This window comes from [Micrococcus luteus] ATCC 49442 (assembly GCF_010367585.1).
GTDB classification, from domain to species: Bacteria; Actinomycetota; Actinomycetes; order Actinomycetales; family Micrococcaceae; genus Arthrobacter; species Arthrobacter luteus_A.
The window spans coordinates 1,239,267-1,255,947 of sequence record NZ_JAAAXP010000001.1 but is presented as its reverse complement, the minus strand read 5'-3'; the positions used below and the strand labels follow the sequence as shown (position 1 = coordinate 1,255,947).

The window sequence follows — 16,681 nt, the reverse complement described above, 5'->3', positions numbered from 1 at the left end:
CACCCGGCAGACTGCACACTGCTTGTTCCAGGAACCAGAAGCGAGGGCAGCAGCCCAGCGACGCGAAAACCAGGCCCGGGCCGACTGCGAAGCCGTAACGCTCCCGTAACGCTCCAAGGCGTACTGCTTGAACCTAGAATTCACCTGATTCTTGCGCCCCTGTTCGGGGTCTTGAAACGGATGACCTGAGCATTGGACGTGGACAAATTCAGAAGGGGGTGGCTGATATGCAGAGCAGTAAAGAAAGTGATGATGCAAGGACTAGAGCTCTTCTTGCCATAGTTGTCGTGTCCTTAGGCCTGGTCGGGATGGCGATGGTGTCGGCCACAGCCTTATGGTTGGCCAGTGCCCAGAACCGCCCCGAGATGGCGCGTCTAGTCTTCGCATCGATTCTCCCGCTACTGGGCACCTGGGTAGGCACCGTCCTGGCGTTCTATTTTGCGCGGGAAAACATGAGCGCGGCAACGGAAAACACTGCACGGCTTCTCGGACTTCAGTCCAGCACGCCTGTTACGGCGGTAATGGTGCCCAAGGCGCGCATGATCACACACACTTTGGCATCCGGGGCAGACGTACGAACCGTAGGACTCGTCGAAATCTATAACAGGATGATGGCAGCAGGCGTCGCTCGCATCCCCATTCTTGATGCCGCTGGCGCCGTACTGTATACAGTGCACAAGTCCGTGCTTGTAGCGTTCGCTGGATCTATCGCACCGCCAAAGGAGCCAGCGGCGCTAACAGAACAAATGCACCACCTATTGGCTGACCCAGACCGCAAGCGATTGGTAGAGGCCATGGGATTCGTCGGCCCCAGCGCCCTCATCGAGGACGCCCGGAACAGGATGCGCTCAATACCCGACTGCAACGACGTGTTTGTAACCAGTAGCGGGAAGAAAACAGATCCGGTTATTGGCTGGCTGACCAACACCGATCTGGCAGGGGCAGAGTAGGGGCAAAAAGAGATGAAGCCATCCACGCCGCGATCACCCAGTACCCCCCGCCCCCACGAGCTCGTAGTGCTCCCCGACCACAAGGGCGCCGTCGCCACCGGCAAAGCCATCCCCACCCGGGCACGCATACGGTATCTCGGCCCTGCCCAGATCCACACCCTACGCACAGGCCGTGCCATCGAGCACAACGGACACGCCGCCCCTGAACGAAGCCGCAGACGCCCCGACAGGCGACTACTCGATCGGCGCCGCCAACAGACAACGGCAATGTGCGTTGAGCCTTGGCGCCCTTCTCTTGACATCTCCTCCGACTCAGTCAAAGTGGACTCTAGGTGCGCATGCCGTAGCGAGGGGTCCAGATGCTGACGGTGGGAATATTGATCGACGTGGATGACGAAACGCATTACCGTGTTTCGCTGCACGAACAGACCGCCATGGGGTTCGCCGAGGTATCTCAGGCAGTAATCGGCCGTCCACTTCAGCCGCTGCCTGGCGACGGCAGCGACGCATCCGACCTATGCGCACAGCTGATAAATGCTCTTAGCGGGATGAACCCAAACGTGGACATCATAAGACGGCTCGGAAAGCACCTATGGTCCCTCGCTTTCGATGGAGCCATCGGCACCGCCTGGGCCGAGCGGCATCCATCGCGGACCATCCTCGACATCCGTCCGTCCGAGCTGCAGCGACTGCCCTGGGAGGCCCTGCAGCTGAATGGCAAGATCGTGTTCACCGCATCGGACCTGCTGTTCGTACGGGCGCCGATGAGTCTCGCGCCGGTGCCGCTTGTCAATCCACCGCTGCGGGTCCTCGCGGTGGTAGGAGAAAGAGAGCACACTGAAGACAATAGGCTGCGGTGGAATGAGGAGCTACGTGCCTTGGAAGTGCTCGGAGCCAGACAACCTCATCGGTTCCATGTCGAAGTGCTCGAAGCGCCAAACAAGGCGCAGCTGCGCGCGGCCTGCGAGGCCCTGCAACCACATGTGCTCCATGTCATCGCACACGGAATGGTGATCGGCCATTCGCCAGGCGTGCGTATCGGACAGCCCCCTAACTCGTTCATGCTGGATCCAGACACTGTCGAAAACGAGTTGGCCTATAAGTTTCCGCTCGTCATTCTGAACGCGTGCCACACAGGCGAGTCGGCTGCTTTTGAGGGAACTATTGGGCTGGGGGAAGCATTCCGGGCCAACGGCTCGGCGGCCACCCTCTGCATGCAAGGTGCCATCCACGATGCGGCGGCCGCAGACTTCAGCCGCGCCTTCTACGACAAGCTTGTCTCAGGCGTCGCGCTCGATACGGCGTGCGTAGCCGGACGGCAGGCCATCGCGGAGACTCATAGCGGTGCCGACCGATGGTTGCCGCAACTCGTGTTGCACGCAGCCCCTGGCCCACTGCTGAGCGCGCCACCGCAGCTGACCTCCCCCGACCCGGTTGGGGCCATCGACCGCTCTTCCGAGCGCCGGCAGTTGCTGTTCGCACTGGATCCTGGCGCCAAGACCCCGCCGCGCCGGGCGGCCATCATCCACGGCGACCCAAGGGTCGGAAAGACGTGGGTGGCGCGCAGCGCTGGCGACCTGCTCCGTTCAGCGGGAGCCGTTCTCCGCTATGTCGACCTGCAGGGCTCAAGCAACCTCGGTTGGTTAGACGTTTTGCGGGCTATCCGCGACCCCGCAAGCGGCGGGACGCCGACGGCCCAGTTGCCGCCTGAGTTGTTCGCCACGTTCAACGCAAGCGTCAATGCGGTAGCAGCGGGCAAGCCGCCACCTGAGAATTTGAAGGGCCACCTCGTCGACGAGTTCGGTGCCATCGGTCCGGTCAGCGAGCGTACGCTGGACCACGTTGGCGTCCTGTTCCAAGTTTTCTTGGAGGCTTTGACAGCTTCCGCAGGCACCAAACCGCTGATCTTAATCCTTGACCATCTCGAGAAAGTCGACCCTGACGAGCTGACCATGTTCATTGTTCCCCAGCTGCTTAGGCCAATCGCGCAGGGCGAAGTCCCTGACGTCTCGGTCATCCTGGTTGCCGGCGCCGCGGCACTAGACCCTCTCCGCGGGCTGCCGGCCCTGCTGGTTCCGGTCCATCTGCCAACTGCAAACGAGTACTTGCGGTTAGCAGCCGTTTACGGCGACATCTGGTTCGGCATGAATACGTTTTCTTCCGACGAGTATAAGAAGAATAAGATCGCCGATTACGTCTCTTACGTGGAGGCAGTGAAACCAAAAGAACCTTGGTCGCTCACCCGGCTGCAGGCTCTGTTCACAGCCGCCGTGGGCCAGGTCGATTGAGATGGCCGCGTACTCGCCGGATGAGATCATCGCCCGGCTGCAGGCTGGCGAAGATCCCGCCGCACTGACCGCGACTCTTGTCCCGGCCAACATCCGAGCGGCGCTGCACTACGCTGCGCCGCTGCGGTGGCTGACCGTGGAGTTGTGGGAGACGTTCGTGAGGAGGCACGCGCCCACCGTGAGTTTAGACGAACTCCGCGAGCGCGACCTCGTTCAGGAGCTGCCAAGGGAGCCGGGCCGGTACGTGCTGGACGACGCGACTCGGGCGACATATCTCGCGCAATGGGACCCGGGCGAGCTACAGAGCTATAGTGCTGGGCTGGCGAAGGCCTTCCCTGCCGACGGACGCGAGCGGCTCTACCACCTTCTGTTAGCCGATATGGACGCGGCGGTCGCCTTGTTCGAGGAACTGCTCAAGGCGGCCGAAGCACACTTCGACCTGGTTGCAGCCCGGAACCTACTTGATCTGTTTGAACGGCCAGACCGGCGCCAGGTCGTCGATGAGAGCATGGCCGCCCTGCTCGCGGGATGGCGCGCCCAGATCGATACCCGGGCTGCTTGGTCGACCGACTACTTCCGGTCAGCGGGCTTTCTAGAGCGGACGGTGTACCGCAACTTGCTCGAAGAGCTTCTGGCGGGCAAGAAATTTAGGGCGCTGCAGCTTGTCGCGATGGGCGGCATGGGCAAGACGATGATGATTCGATCTTTCCTCGCCCGGCGGTGTATCCCTGCCCGGATCTTTGTCGCTAGGATCGACTTCGACGAAATCAACCCCGTCATCGCAACGAAGCACCCTTGGCTAGTCAGGATTGCCCTCGCTCAGCAGCTCAACGAACAGTCACCGGACAGATACTTCGAAAGCATGCTCACGGACTGGCGGCGCATGCTCCCTGCGCTATACACCGATGTCGGAAGGGAGACCTCGGCTGCTCTCCGCGAGCTGACCACGCTGGGTGAGACCCTCGGGCCGGCGCAGGAAGTCTCCGCTCGTTATGAAGATGCTATGAAACGGCTCGGGCGTGCAGGATCCCCTGTGGTGTTCATGTTCGACACACTCGAGGTTCCGGTGCTGCGCTCAGACTTGGACGCTAGCTCTTTGGTGACCACGCTCTTAGAGATCTATCGTGGCCCGGGTGACGCTCGCTTGCTTCTCGCCGGCCGGTACGATATCAGTAAGCGAATTGACGGCCATGCCGCTCCGGGAACACTACACACGGTGCAACTTGAGCCTTTCACTGAAGCCGAGGCTCGGACGTATCTGGCCAAAGTACGCGGCATCGACCGGCCCGAAATCATCGACGCCATTCTGGCCAAGCGTGACTTGATGCCGTTCACGCTCGCACTATACGGCGACCTCGCCTGTCTGGGGCCTGAGCTGACTGCGGCCGATGTCGAGTCATTCGATGACCCCAAACAGCAATATCTGATCGAGCGTGTCCTCGAACGTATCGACGACAAGGCTGTGCTCTATGCGCTGCGGTACGGCGTGGTCGCACGACGCTTGGACAAGCGTTTCCTTGAGAAGGTCCTAATGCCGTACATCGAGCAAGCGCTGCTCGGTAAGCACATCGATGACAACCCGGAACTGGACCCCCATGACCGGCTTAGGGCCAGGTTCCGAATCGAAGAGGCATCATCTGGCCCTGCCGATTCGAACGAGCTGTGGCTGCGATTGGCATCGTACGCATCCAACCAGTCTTGGGTATCCTTTGTTCAGGACGTAGGCGAGTTTCTAAGCTTCCATCCAAATGTCAGGGAACCGATGAGGCTCGTCCTGGAGCGTCAGGAAGTGTTGCGGGGCCTGCATGAACGCGCCTTCTTGTACTTCCGGTCCCTGATGTCCGAGCAACCGCATCGCCTCGTGCAATGGGCCGAAGAGGCGGCCTACCATGTCTTCCAAGCCCGAGGGCCGGGTGGAGAGCAAGGCTGGCAAGAGCTGTTGGCAGAGGTCGAGCGTGTGGCGGGGCCGGCCGCACGCGGCGACCTCGCCACAGCGCTGACTGCCGACACCGACCTTACCGCGACGCGGACAACGGACGCCGGCCTCGCTATGGACCTCGGCCAGCAGGCAGGCAGATGGTTTGAAGGCCAACGCGTAATGTCCGCGGAGACGCTTGCTGAGGCACATCTGGAGGTCGCACTGGCCCTCCTGAGAGCGCCCGGGTACTTCGCTGACCTGGCTTGGAGCCTCATCGAAGGCCGTCTCTCGACGGTTAAGTCGATGGAGCAGCACGCAAGCCGCTCGTTGGTCGATCCCCAGCGACGAGCCGCTGTGCAGATAGCGCTACAAGCCCGAGACGGGAACCGGAATGCGCTCGACTCTGCGCTCGTAGTCCTGGGACAGGCCGAAGACCCGGTCGTCCTAGAGGCCCTGGAAGGTGTCGTCTTGTCGTACGCGGGCTCGATCGGCACGACTCGTCTGGCCGCACTCGCTGACCGCCCGACCCCGACTCCAGACGTTGAGGCTCAACTCCGGATGCTGCTCGCCAGCCTGTTTCTCGCAGAAGGCGACGCCACAGCTGCCGAAATTCAGGCATCTCACGCTGCTACGATCCTCGGGGAACACGAGCTGACTGACTTCAGGGTGTGGCTGGCTTTGACGCGGGGGGCACCGACCGAGGCTGGTCGGCTGCTTGCGGCGCAGCCAGCATCGATCCGTGTCGTGGTCCAGCAAGGCCGGGCCGCTTTGCTGGCCCAACAGCCGGAGTCGGCGCTGGAGGCATCACGCCGGCTAACGGTCCTCGGCAACAAGCAATACGGAAGCACCGTCCAGAGTGAAGCGGCCACAGCCGCAGTCGTCGCCGAACTCCAAGGACGGGTTTCAGCGGCATGGGGAGACACCGATGCCGCCGTCCGGTTGCTCGACGAAGCGGCTTCACGCTGGCGAGATGCCGGTGATTTATTCCGAGAAGCGGACGCTCGCACGACCACAGCGCGGATCCTGCTCGATGCTGGCCGAGTTCTGGAGACGGGCCGACACCTGGAGATGGCAGACCGGGCATCTGTACCGAAGGAACACGACCTGTGGGTCACCACACGCCTAGTCAAGGCCCGGTGGCTGGACCGCATAGGCCGCCAACCCGAAGCCACCAGCATATTAGACGAGCTCGTGGTCGAACTCGACCGACAACCCCGAGGGCCCACTGTGTTGGCCCGTGTCGCTGTGGAAGGGCTCGCAAGTCATGTTGATGACCGGGAACCTTACCTACGACTGCTGGCGCAGGCCGTCTCAAGCTTCCACCCGCCGGACGCTGCCCTCGCTGCCCTCGACGGTATTGACCGTTGCGCGCCGGTCCAGCGGGCCACTCCCCAGCACGTGACAGGCCCGCTCGTGCGACTGCTGAGCGAGCCACATCAGCCGTACGCCGCGGAGGACGAGACCTTGCGTTCTCTCCGGCTTGCCGAGCTGGCCCGGGTGCTAGGACACGCAGACACGGCGGCACACTGGCTCAAAAGCGCCGTCACCTCCTCGGCTAAGTTTGACTCCGGCTCGCTGATCATCCTCCGCATCCTAGAAACGGCGGCTCGGCTCCGCCTGACTGTGGGAGAAATGGAGGCCTTGGCATTCAATTTTGCCCAGCGTCACAGCAGCCACCCTGCCGTGGCACTTGACGCGCTGATCGCCTGGGCCACTGCAAGCCACGACATGACGTGGGTGCGGCACATCGACGAAATGTTCAACATGCTGGAGCGCACCGGCGGACCATCCCGGCGTAATGCCGAGGTCATGAAGCTACGAGTTGAGGCAGCAAAGATTGGCCGTATTCCGGGCAACCAGGACGAGCTCAAAGAACTCGTCTACCGGATCTACCAGACACTCGGCGATAGTGCCGCACTGCTTGACCTAGATCGCTTGCCCCACTCCGCCCCAGCGCCAAGTGTCCCTAAGATACCAGCCAATCCATGGCGGACGAGGCCGCCGATCGTCAACATCCGGGTTTCCGACGAAGATCGGATGCTGACGGTGGAAACCGAAACCGTGATCTGGCAGGAACCCAGCGAGCTAGTGACAGAGCGGAAGCAAGCGGGCAGCTCTTGGTTGCTTTCTGATGACACGCACCTGCTTAATGCACTGCGTCGATCATTGGACCGGGCAGCGGCAGAGCCAGGGGACATAAGACTACGGATCATGTCCCCGCAGCTCGCCGAACTGCCATGGGAGCTAGCGTGGCCACCCAACCGGGAGAAGATAGTTTTTCGCGCTTCACCTGATGGCGGCGTACGCCGCGTGATGCGTGTCCAGCGCGCGCTTTCCCACGCCGGATACCACGTCCTGGCTGACGGCGTTATGGGTCCACAGTCCGAGCAGGCGATCCGCGCCTATCAACAGACACACCGCAACGAAGCGTCAGACGACATCGAGTCGTCCATTTGGGAAGCGACGCGGGACCGCCAGACTGCCTTGGTACTCGAATTAAGCCATAAAGTGCAGGTCAAGAAGCGTATGACGCGAACTACTGACGCGGTTAGCGACTACGAGCTGGCCGGGTTCGAGACTGTCGTCGTCCAGGACCCCACCAGCCAAGAGCTCTCGCAACTGAAATACCCGTGCTCACTCGTCCACGTGCAGGCATCCCTGGAGTCACGGGGCGACTCAGCCTGCCTATCGTTCGACAGCGGTCGAACACTCCGCAATTCCAGCGAGTATGGGCTGGAGGTGCTCTCCGTCACGGCTCTACACGATATCCTGATGCGGCTCACCACCGGACTCGGACCGATCGTAGTGCTCGAAGCCGTCGCCACAGAAAGCCGACTGGAAATAATGCGTCAAGTCCTGCTGCGCAATCTGTTCGCATCTCAGTTGTTTGACCTTGGATATGCCTCCGCGGTACTCGCGACCGGACCGACCCCCTACAACGCAGGGGGCTTGTCAACGCACCTGATCGCGCCAGCATTATTTGGTACCGAACCCGGGATCGGCGACATCGGCGAGCTGTACCGACAAATCCGACAGAGTCAATGGGACCCGATCCTCCGCGAGTACCGCACGGTTCCCGCCTTGTTCGCCGAAGAACCCGCCGCAGTCCGGCTCCTATGAGCACCCAAGCCGAAAGAAGACAGGCCGAGTTGAGCGCCAAGGTCGGACTGCTCCGCCGTGAACTCGAGTTCTGGCAAAAGCTGACTTCAGACGGCAGTGTGCTCGAGAAGCACCACAATCAGCTCTTGCGGCTGGCCCACATGCTGGAGCCGGCGCTCGCTAAGATCAACGGTCAATGCGACACCGTCGAGACATGGGTTTCAACGACCGAAAAGCTGCTCGGCGTCCACCACGTTTGGGACTTCTTCCGCTCCAAACTCGCGCTGCGTTTAGTCGACCGGTTCCAGGCTCCACTGATTGCGGCAGACGAATTGGCGTGGGCCTGCGTCAGCCCCTTGCATGAAAAGGCGGTGTCCGCGGGCATGTTGAAAGCCGACGCCATCCGCGAACCACCGCTGGTCTACTTTGACGCCAGTGGCTCGCCCTTCGCATTGGGACGGCGCCATGCCTACCGGAACCTGCTGCCAGCGAGATGGCTAAGCGACGTACCCGGCGAACTGGTCAAACAGCTACCGGTCCCGGTGATCGGCATTCCTTGGCATCAGCAGGCCCACCTGCCTGAAACCGCGGTCATCGCTCACGAAGCAGCGCACATCGCCGACGACGACCTCGGCCTGGCTGACGCCCTCCTTCCTCTACTCGACGAGCAGGCAGCCATGAAGGACGGTTTGGCGGACTGGACAGCGTGGTTCCCTGAGGTGCTGGCCGACGTGCTCGCAGCAGTTTGGCTGGGCCCCGCCTACGGGCAAGCCCTAACCGACCTGGTGGAGGCCTCACGGTTGCACCCTGACCCACAATATCCCCCAGCCGCCCTCCGCCTGCAGATCGTGGCCGAGACACTACAGCAGCTCGGCCACCCTGCACCAGAACCCGTGGACGGGCAGGATTCGATGCGGACGTTGGATGTACCTGCAATCGTAACGATCGTCATCAGGACGCCCCTCCGGGTACTCGGTGACAAGAAACTGTGCTTAATCAATCCATTCACCACTGCCCTGCAGGAGCAGGCCAACGCTGAAGCCGAGCGACTATGGCACGGTATGACGCCGGTGAGCAAAGACCCGCGCCTGCTGATCGCTGCCGGCGTGCAGGCATTCGCCTACGACCCGGACCTGTTCGTCCAAAAAGAGAGAGCCGATTTCGTGTTTTCCCTGATCAAGAAGACTCGTGACGCAGGAATACGCAGCGACGATGGCCACGCCGTGCGGACAAAGGAGCTTGAGTCGCATGACCAGCGGCTGGGCGATGACCTTTTCCGGTTGCTGGCTCAGCCGCGCAACCGCACCGCGGGGTCACCGAGCACCACATAGTTCTGCACGTCGGTCCACTCCATCCACAGCTCAAGCAGCCTGCGCCGACCACCAGCGCCGGCAGGCATGTCCTGGGCTACCCGATTCAACTGCCGCGTGAGGTTCGCCGACAAGACTGCGTAAGCATCGTTAAACATCCGCATTGAATGGCCCACCGGTACACCGCACATGATTTGAGCGAAAGTGTCCTCGAAACGCTGCTGGCTGCCGCCCGCGCTCACAATCGAGTAGCCCCAAGCCCGTTCGACATGGCCGATGACCGCTAGAGCACCCCCGTTTGGGTGTGCCAGCAACCGCTGAGGAAGGTATGCCACAAATGGTTCATCGGCGATTTGTCGCGCTGGTTGTCCTCGCACGGGGAAGTCGTCGATCATGGGTGTCCCGGCACTGTAGCAGGCGAAAAGAAAAGCGACCATCCCGTGGACCTGTGCCCCCGAAATATCCGTCCCGGCCACGGTCACGTCGATCCCGACCGGCCCGCGATTCCAGTCCTGTGTTACCAGTGCACCATGCCGGCGCCGCTGCTCAGGATCGTCCGCTGCCAAACCGCCCAGGCCGTGGCTGGCAGTTACGAGCAGACTGGGACGTCTGGCGGCGACGCTGTTGCCAGCGATTAGTTCCAGCAGACCTGCTTTGGTGGCCTGTTCCCCGATCAAAGCAGTGGAACGAAAGCCGTGACGTTCGGCTAGACCACGTTGGCCCGCACCGTCCGGCACCAGAGGGCCCAGCAAATGATCGGCGCTTAGCTTTGTTGCGCGGTCCCAAGGGTGGAGCGTTCCCCAGTAAGCCACAACTTTCTCTCTGGCTGGTGCGGATGTCTCGGAGTCGACAACGCTGTTCGCGTATTGTCGATACTCCTCCGGAGTATCGAACGCAACCCGTCCCACGGCATATTCGATGTCCAACAGGTACTGAAACTCAAACGGTATCCGCGCCGGTGAACCGACGATCAGGACGTAGTAGCCGACCCTACTCGGATCAATGGCGCCAGGGTTCACGCCCTGTCGGGCGAGCCAGTCAACCATTTCTTCGCCAGGAAAGTACTCATGCCTGTGGTGGCAATCCTCCTCGACCTGGTCTCGCCGGTGCTGGACCAATGGCTCAAGGGCCTGACGGACCTCGTCAGACTCACCGTGCGCAAAGACGACGCTCCATCCTGCGTGGCTGACATCGGTTGGCACAACTTGCCACGGCAGTGCTTTCCTCGGCTTCGTTCCGAGCCTCTGTCTTAGACCACCACCGTGTCCTTCGGCATCGACGATTAGCTCGGCCAACTCGTCTTCGGAGATCTCGATCAACGGCTTCCCTGTGTGCGCATCGATGCCGTTCGAAACGATCATTGTTCCCTGCCCATCTGACGCGAACAGACCCTTACCTGTACGTCGGGTCCCTAACGATGCAATCATTATTGAGCACCGGACAACAGATAGCGAGGGGCGTTCGAATGAACGATAAGATCGAGATTCGTCGCGGCGACGTGTTGCTCTTCCACGGCACCGACATTATCTCCTGGGCCATTCGGACGTTCGACGGAACAGACGTGAACCACGCTGCGATCGCGCTAGATGAAGCAACTCTAATGGAGGCAGCGGCACGGGGACTTCGCCATGCGACGATTGAGGCTGAAGTGTCCGGGAGCCGGTATGTCCGAGTCAGGCGCCACACGGAAGACGATCTGGCATCCGTGGTCGCGACGGCGGCGAGCCACGTAAAGCGACGCGCGCCCTATGCCTATCAACAGATCGTCATGCTGGCATTGCTGGCCGCGACCCGAACCATCCCGCTCGGAGGGACCGGACGACGGATGGTGCGTTCCATACTCGATCACGCCGCTGCAGCACTGAATGCCTTCGTCGACCGTGACGGCACCCGCAGCATGATCTGCTCCGAATTCGTATACCGTGCCTTCGCAGAGGCGCCCTCCGACCCCGCCGAGCGGTTCCGGTTACTGATCCACTCCGGTGACATCGCCTTCGGCGAGGTTGAACCATGCCTCGCAGAGTGGGCTTTACAACAGAGCGCTGAAACCTACGAAGCGGCTTTCCGCATCCCTGTAAGCTTTGACGTCACAGCCGCCCAGCCCGACGAAGCTGGCGAAGCCGCAGAGGAGGAACTGGCCCCACTAATTGTCGCGTGGGCAGAAGACCACAACCTGGTCACCGAAGACATGCCCCCAGCACCGCCCCCGTCATTCGAGGTCGGAGAGTCGGATGATCCCACCGACGAAGAGCTACTAGCCTCGATGGTGTCATTCAGTACGGCCCTAACCAATGACTCAGAGTTTGGCATCGGCACCACATTGGGTGTGGCCGCAGCACTCGGAGCAATCCAAGGCCTGCTGACGCCAGCGATCGAGGCGAACTTTGTTACCCCGGGCGACCTTTTAAAATCACCGACCCTAGTGGACATTGGTCGTATCGACGGCTTGGGATGATCCCGAATGGGCCGCCGCCCCCTGCGTTTTTAGTTGTCGAATTTGCGGAAGCCACGGGGCCAATTCTGCTAGGCCCATTAGAAGATAATTTACGTCGGCATCACCCCTCATGTCCGGCCTTGGGCCAAGGTTCGGCCCACAGAATGGCTGCTGACCGCCCGTCGTCGTCGGCCGCCGCCAAGACCGGGCCCGCCGTCCGGAGCCTTTCATCCCCGGGCGCGAGGGCGACGGGCAGAACGGATGCGATGGCGGCCGCGGCCGTGGCGGCGCCGGCCTGGGCGGCGCCGGCCTGGGCGGATGCCTCCGCGATCAGTTCACTGATCGCAGCGGTATCGCCGACGGCCAGTCCTGCCATCAAGCGGGTAACGGGCGTGCCGTGCCGTTCGAGGTCCGCGAGCATTTCCGCCGCGTCGCCAGGGCACGACGTCGATGCCAGGCTTTGCAGGACCTGAAAGTTCTCCAGCACGTGCCGGTGCTTTCTGCCCGTTTCATCTACTGGCCCGGTGCGTAATACGGTTACGGGTGCGCTGCGGAGTATCTGGCCGTGCGATGGCGAATACTCGGCGATCAGGCTGTAGGGGCCGGCGATCGGGAATAGGGGTGCCACGCCCGCCGCGCTGAGCAGCACGACGCCCCCCCACGAGCGACTGTCCCGGTTCGAGTTCCACCTGTCGCGGTGCGCTGTCGGAGGGCCACGGCCAGCCCGCTGTGGTCCTGGATCCGTTTGCGCCGGTTACGACAACGTCCAGGTCGCCCCCGGCATGGTTTAGCCGCCCACTGATATTGACTGGCCGACCAGCGCCGTTGGTCGATGTGAACTCCAGTTCCAAGACAACGGAAGCCGCCAGGGGGCAACCTGGCCGGGCCTAATCCAGCCTCCACTACGGACTCAAGCCTGTTCCCACCAAGATCCTGCGGTAACCGTGTGCTGCCAGACGCCGCAGTATGACTGCCGAATCCTCGGCTTACTGTTCCGCCGCCACCAGCGTTATACAGCGGAGGAGCCGAAGGCTTGGCGTCATTCCTTAAGGAATGAGATGCGGTGATCTCATCCGACGGTAAAAGGTCAACACCGCTAACGCGTTCGTCACCAGCCCAAGCCACATTGACCTTTGCGACGGTACCCTCGCTCGCACCTGTACGAGTCGCTTTGGCGCGAGTTACATCGTCCACGGTCGCAAAGGCGTGCCGCTGTCTCACGCACATAGCGCCGAATTTTTCGGTCCGGCGGATCGTCCAAAAACGAGTTGCAGGTGAGGCCGTTAAAGAGATTGATTCCGAGATTGTCGCTTCTCAAAATGTCCATTATCAATGGTTGAGCCAAGCGGCAGGGGCAATCAAGCCTCCTCTTCAGTAACGCGACAGTAACGTGCGCCAAGCCACCCTAGTCAAGATGCATCGTGTCTAAAATCAGCCCTTTCCAATCCCTCAAGGTTCACGACCTCCTCTCAAATGAGACTCGGTTACACCCAATCACGACAAGTGCCCAAAGATAGGTATGAAAATGGAGAACCTGTTTCGTTTGATGCTCGTGCGGCCGGCCGTGAGCCAGGATCCGGAGCAGCCATCAATACCACTAGACCAGGAGTCCGACTACCAGAATGCGCTGCGTGCCGCGGTCGCGTCCGGCGAGGGCAGGCAGGCCATCGAGGCCGCGTCGGCCCAGTTCGCTGCCTCCGAGGGCTTCGTCCACAACGTAGACGAAGCCCCACTCGGCCCCCAGCTCGACCAGCTAGCAGTCCGCCTCGACGCCCTTGAGGGAGAGGGAATACTTTCGTGGCAACAGATCGGGACGGTAATCGAGGATATCTTCGATAGTCCCCCAGCCGACGTCGTGAACACCGCTCCCTATCAAGAAACCGTGCGCCAGCTCCGCGACAGCTTGATCGCAATCAAGGCGCTCCAACAGTTGCACGACAGCCCCATCGAGGGATTGGCCCGCCAGCTCCGGACCGCCGAGCTAATTGCAGACGTGGTGACCGAGCACAAAAGAGGTCCGGCGGAGCAACGCCGGCGCCGATCTCTCCGTCTGCCGGTCGAGCTAGAGCTGAACTCCCGGCTATCCACTCGTGATGCTCAGAAGGAGTTGCAGAAGAAGCGCGAGAAGCTTATTAAGGAGCGTCAGCAGCGGATCGGTGAGCTGCTCACAGAGCATGAGGCGCTTCGTGGTGCCGTGAGCGAGCTGGCCTCCCTGGACTCCACCCACTTCCGCGCATCCGAGATCGTCGCGAGCGACGCCACCACCTCGCCAAAGGTGACGAGGCTGACGAACGCAGTCAGCAGTGCCGCCACGTACACCCGGCTACTCCGCGAGCAACACGTAAACATCGACCCCGGACCTGAACGAGTTCGGCCGGAAGGCTCCGATCCAGAAACAGCCGCGGGGGCCGAATTCCTGCGATTCGACACGCCCTTCGCCGAGCTGGCACAGACCCTCGTCCAAGCACCAGACGTCGTCCTGCCCGCGCGGGCAAGCTTTAAGCCGGTCAGCCCCTCCGAGATTGGGTTCGTACTCAAGCCGACGGCAGACACCCTGCTGTCGAGGACAACCCAGTCCGTGCTGAAGAGCCGCGGCATCGACCTCACCACCACACCGCTCGACAAGATCACCCACCGCCTCCAGAGCGACCTGGCGAGCACAGTCGGCGAGCTCGAGGCGGTCGCCGGGCATCCCGAGAAACGCTCATTCATGCGCCTTGGCGACGCCTTCATCGCGGTCTCCACACCGATCACTGCCGGTTGGGGCGCGTTAGGCACCGGCGGCCTACTGGGCTTCCCGCCGCTACCAATGACCGGGAGTGTGCCACAGACCAAGGGCGTCGTCGCGCCGGCCGGCATCGCCGACCTCCTCTTGGTCAAGCAGCAACTCACTGGATACGAGGCAACCGACATCGCACACATAGAGAACGTGCTGAAAGGCGAACTCAAGTCCCGGGAACACACCCGCCGCGAGGAAAGCGAATCTATCACGCTGACGGAAACCGAAACCAGCACGAGTGAGGAGCATGAGCTCGAAACCACCGACCGCTTCGAGATGACCCGTGAGAGTAACGAAACCATCAAGGAGGACGTCGCCCTCAAAGCGGGTTTGAGCATCTCGGGCAGCTACGGTCCGACCGTCGAGTTCGCGGCGAGCGCGGAGGGGTCGTTCTCCCGATCCAAGGAGGAAGCGACGAAGGCCGCCAGCGCCTTCTCGCAGGACGTCACCGAGCGGAGTTCCCGCAAGATTGCCGAGCGGATGCTTCAGCGCACTACAGTGCGCACTCTGACCGAGACGATCGAAAGAAATGTCCACGAGCTGAACAACACAGACGGCGTCGGTCATATCTCCGGCGTCTATCAATGGGTGAACAAGGTTTATCAGGCCCAGATGTTCAACTATGGCCTGCGGGTAATGTTCGATTTCATGGTTCCGGAACCCGGTGCGTTCCTCATCGCCGCGCTCGACCAGACCCACAACAGTGCGCTGACCCTCACCAAACCCCCGGACTTCAACCTCACGCCCAGCCAGATCACCGAGAGCAACTACCTGTACTGGGTCAAAGTCTGCGGAGCGACCGACGTCGCCCCGCCGCCGGAGCTCTACCGCACAAAGTCGGCCGACTTCAAGGGCGGCGGCGGCGACAGCAAGACCAACTACAACCACTCCGGCCAGATCACCATCGACGACGGCTACCGCGCGGTGTTCGGCAGCGTCGGCCGAGTCTCTAACACATGGGAGTCCGACATGAGCGTCGACGTCGTACTCGGGCGGCGCGCCCAACGGATGGGTGACGGCCAGTGGCTCTGGACGACACCCCTCGACGACGAGCGCGACTCGATCCCACTCGCGATCGACAGCTTCCACGTCTCCCAGGTCGCCGTCGCTATCGAGGTTAAATGTCAGCGCACCGACCGAGCCCTCGAAAAGTGGCGGCTGGAGACGTATGCCAAGCTGCGCACAGCCCACAAAGCCCAGGTATCGGACTACGAGGAGAAACTCGCCCAGCTCAAGCTGCAGGCCGGCGTCGCCATCCGAGGCCGCAACCCCGCAATGAACCAGGTGATCATCCGCCGCGAGCTTCAGAAGAACTGCCTCAGCATCCTCACCGACCAGCACTTCGACCTGTTCGACGCGGTGGTGAATTCGCCGGTCAACGGACTGCCGCAGATCAACGTCACCGAAGCAGCCGCCGAGGGCGCGTACGTCCGCTTCTTCGAACAGGCCTTCGAATGGGAGCACATGTCCTGGGTCACCTACCCCTACTTCTGGGGCAGCAAGGACCAGTGGGACGAACGGCTCGGCTACGACGACCCCGACCCCGCGTTCACCGACTTCCTACAAGCCGGGTTCTGTCGAGCGACAGTGCCCGCCCGGCTCGGATTCGAAGGCGCGATCGACCACTTCCTCACATTCGGCGAGATCTGGAACGGCGGTCCGCTGCCCACCATCTCCAACCCGCTCTACCTGCCGATCGCCGACGAGATCGCCGAGCGCCTCAACCGACCGGGTGACGAGGTGCCACAGGGAAACCCCTGGACGGTGCGCGTACCGACCAACCTAGTCAAACTCCGAGCCAACGACGCACTGCCCCGGTGGGAACAGAACGCCGACGGCGAATGGGTCGAGGCCGGCGAGGCATGACGGGCACCAGTCGGACCAGGATCGAGGCACGGACCAA

The 16,681-nt window shown here is 61.9% G+C and carries 8 protein-coding genes; 6 read left to right on the top strand and 2 right to left on the bottom strand.

Annotation, left to right across the window (positions count from 1 at the left end; translation table 11 throughout):
• Positions 1 to 218 precede the first annotated feature (218 nt).
• The 4 genes from GUV69_RS05745 to GUV69_RS05730 all read left to right on the top strand — a co-directional run bounded on the left by GUV69_RS05745 (position 219) and on the right by GUV69_RS05730 (position 9,586).
• Positions 219 to 950: a hypothetical protein gene (locus GUV69_RS05745; RefSeq protein WP_164200526.1), complete on the top strand. Its 732-nt coding sequence runs from the start codon at positions 219 to 221 to the stop codon at positions 948 to 950.
• A gap of 359 nt (positions 951 to 1,309) precedes the next feature.
• The gene (locus tag GUV69_RS05740; protein ID WP_164200524.1) at positions 1,310 to 3,238 is read left to right on the top strand and encodes a CHAT domain-containing protein; all 1,929 of its coding nucleotides are present in this window, start codon (positions 1,310 to 1,312) and stop codon (positions 3,236 to 3,238) included.
• Between the two features lies 1 nt (position 3,239).
• Positions 3,240 to 8,276 (top strand): peptidoglycan-binding domain-containing protein, encoded by a 5,037-nt coding sequence (locus tag GUV69_RS05735; RefSeq protein WP_164200522.1) that lies wholly within the window; start codon positions 3,240 to 3,242, stop codon positions 8,274 to 8,276.
• Positions 8,273 to 9,586, top strand: coding sequence for a hypothetical protein (locus tag GUV69_RS05730; protein WP_164200519.1), 1,314 nt, complete (start codon positions 8,273 to 8,275; stop codon positions 9,584 to 9,586). The genes GUV69_RS05735 and GUV69_RS05730 overlap by 4 nt, the downstream gene beginning before the upstream one ends.
• On the opposite strand, the gene GUV69_RS05725 is transcribed toward GUV69_RS05730, so the two are convergent.
• The gene (locus GUV69_RS05725; RefSeq protein WP_164200517.1) at positions 9,544 to 10,926 is read right to left on the bottom strand and encodes a C25 family cysteine peptidase; all 1,383 of its coding nucleotides are present in this window, start codon (positions 10,924 to 10,926) and stop codon (positions 9,544 to 9,546) included. The two genes, GUV69_RS05730 and GUV69_RS05725, sit on opposite strands and share 43 nt — an antisense overlap.
• Positions 10,927 to 11,030: 104 nt before the next feature.
• Between GUV69_RS05725 and GUV69_RS05720 the strand changes: the two genes are divergently transcribed.
• Positions 11,031 to 12,020, top strand: a complete 990-nt coding sequence (locus tag GUV69_RS05720) for a C40 family peptidase (protein ID WP_164200515.1) — start codon at positions 11,031 to 11,033, stop codon at positions 12,018 to 12,020.
• Between the two features lie 100 nt (positions 12,021 to 12,120).
• Here the strand turns inward: GUV69_RS05720 and GUV69_RS05715 are convergent, their stop codons facing one another.
• Entirely contained in the window at positions 12,121 to 12,486 is a 366-nt protein-coding gene (locus GUV69_RS05715; RefSeq protein WP_208786593.1) for a hypothetical protein, read from the bottom strand.
• Between the two features lie 1,038 nt (positions 12,487 to 13,524).
• On the opposite strand from GUV69_RS05715, the gene GUV69_RS05710 reads away from it, so the two are divergent.
• Entirely contained in the window at positions 13,525 to 16,644 is a 3,120-nt protein-coding gene (locus GUV69_RS05710) for a hypothetical protein (protein WP_164200511.1), read from the top strand.
• Positions 16,645 to 16,681: the final 37 nt, after the last annotated feature.

Excerpts from the sequence above, each read along its gene's own strand:
- GUV69_RS05740 (WP_164200524.1), top strand. The coding sequence starts at position 1,310 with ATGCTGACGGTGGGAATATTGATCGACGTGGATGACGAAACGCATTAC.
- GUV69_RS05735 (WP_164200522.1), top strand. The coding sequence starts at position 3,240 with ATGGCCGCGTACTCGCCGGATGAGATCATCGCCCGGCTGCAGGCTGGC.
- GUV69_RS05730 (WP_164200519.1), top strand. The coding sequence starts at position 8,273 with ATGAGCACCCAAGCCGAAAGAAGACAGGCCGAGTTGAGCGCCAAGGTC.
- GUV69_RS05725 (WP_164200517.1), bottom strand. The coding sequence starts at position 10,926 with ATGATCGTTTCGAACGGCATCGATGCGCACACAGGGAAGCCGTTGATC.
- GUV69_RS05720 (WP_164200515.1), top strand. The coding sequence starts at position 11,031 with ATGAACGATAAGATCGAGATTCGTCGCGGCGACGTGTTGCTCTTCCAC.
- GUV69_RS05710 (WP_164200511.1), top strand. The coding sequence starts at position 13,525 with ATGGAGAACCTGTTTCGTTTGATGCTCGTGCGGCCGGCCGTGAGCCAG.